Below are 1,664 nucleotides of genomic sequence, written 5' to 3'. Positions count from 1 at the left end.
ACTTCGATCAGCCAGACGATGCGGCTGACTTTCGTATCCATCGTGCTGGAACTGATTCTGGGCTACATGCTGGCGAAGTTCTTCATCAATGCCAAAGGCATCCCGGGAATCAACGTGGTTCGTACGATCTTCATCCTACCGATGATGATCGCCCCCCTTGTCATCGGTTTAATGTACATGTACGTCCTGAACACGAACCTGGGGATCGTGAACTATGTTTTAGAACAGATGGGCATCGGGCAAATCTCCTGGTTCGGTAACCCGGACCTTGCCTTGTATACGGTAATCTTTATTAACGTCTGGCAATGGACGCCGTTCATGATGATCCTCATTATTGCAGGCTTAAATAGCATCCCCGAATCTCTCGTTGAAGTGGCTAAGCTGGAAGGGGCAACCTGGTGGCAGAAGTTCATTAATCTGGAAATTCCCTTCATATCTCATGTGGTGGCGATTGGGATTTTCATGCGGGTCATGGAAAACTTGAAAATGTTCGACGTGGTGTACGCGACCACCAACGGAGGTCCCGGAAATGCCACAGAGGTGCTCAGCCTGCTCGCGTACCGTCAGTCGTTCTTGTATTACCAAACGGGGTACGGAGCGGCAGTCGGCATACTGATTCTGATTATGAGCACAATTCTGGTAAACGTACTATTTAAAATCATCTGGAAGAAGGAGACCGTATGAACATGGGACTTCCGTTAAAAATCTTCAAGACGTTCGCCGTGTATCTGGTCACCTTCATCTATATCTTTCCCTTGCTATGGTTTTGTTTGGCTGCATTCAAGACGCGGGCGGAGATCTTTGCGAACCCTCCGGTATTTTTCCCGGAGTTCAGCTTCGACAACATTATCGAAGCATTTCTCGATACGAGCCACAATCTGATAAACTCCGTCATTGCGGGCGTAGGATCAACCGTTCTGGCATTGCTGTTCGCGATACCGGCCTCATATGGCTTTGCGCGGTACAAGCTGAAGGGATCCGGCCACATTGAATTATGGATTCTGAGTACCAAGATGATGCCGCCCATCGCGGTCATTATTCCACTTTATATTCTGTTTAACAAAATGGGGATGTTCGATACGCTCTTTGGGCTGATCATGCTTTACACGGCGATCAATATTCCGTTTGCCGTCTGGATGCTGACATCGTTCTTTCGGAAGCTTCCACATGAGATTGAGGATGCCGCCCGAATTGACGGCTGCAATTTGTTCCAGACGATCGTGCTGATTTGCTTGCCGCTCATTAAATCAGGTATTGCCGTGGTCGTCATTTTCTCGATCATCTGGACATGGAACGATCTGTTGTTCGGCCTCATCATGACGCAAAGTGAAGCCAAAACACTACCTGTAGTTATCTCCGGTCACTCCGGGCAGACGGATACGAAGTGGGAATTGATGGCGTCACTGGCCTTCATTCAACTGATACCGATCATTATCTTTACTTTCTTCTCCCAACGTCATATCGTTACAGGTCTGACCATGGGCGGAGTAGAGAAATAAAATCACACATCAAAGGACAAAAGGAGAATGAGCAATGAGAGTTATGGATCGGTTTAGTTTGAAGGGCCAAGTTTCCGTCATTACCGGTGGGGCGCGTGGTTTAGGCAAAGCCATGGCTTACGCTTTGGCGCAGGTCGGGTCGAATATCGTGATCGCAGACTTGCA

At 48.4% G+C, this 1,664-nt stretch carries 2 protein-coding genes; both read left to right on the top strand.

The features are described from left to right. The coding region (locus L1N85_RS26945; protein ID WP_235242090.1) for a carbohydrate ABC transporter permease at positions 1-684 on the top strand (684 nt) is incomplete at its 5' end. Between the two features lie 2 nt (positions 685-686). Continuing rightward, positions 687-1,499, top strand: coding sequence for a carbohydrate ABC transporter permease (locus tag L1N85_RS26940; RefSeq protein WP_235242089.1), 813 nt, complete (start codon positions 687-689; stop codon positions 1,497-1,499). Positions 1,500-1,664: the final 165 nt, after the last annotated feature.

The sequence above is a fragment of the Paenibacillus alkaliterrae genome (assembly GCF_021532375.1).
GTDB classification, from domain to species: Bacteria; Bacillota; Bacilli; order Paenibacillales; family Paenibacillaceae; genus Pristimantibacillus; species Pristimantibacillus alkaliterrae.
Note: the sequence above shows the minus strand (reverse complement) of the source record. Positions and strands in the feature narration are given on the sequence as shown.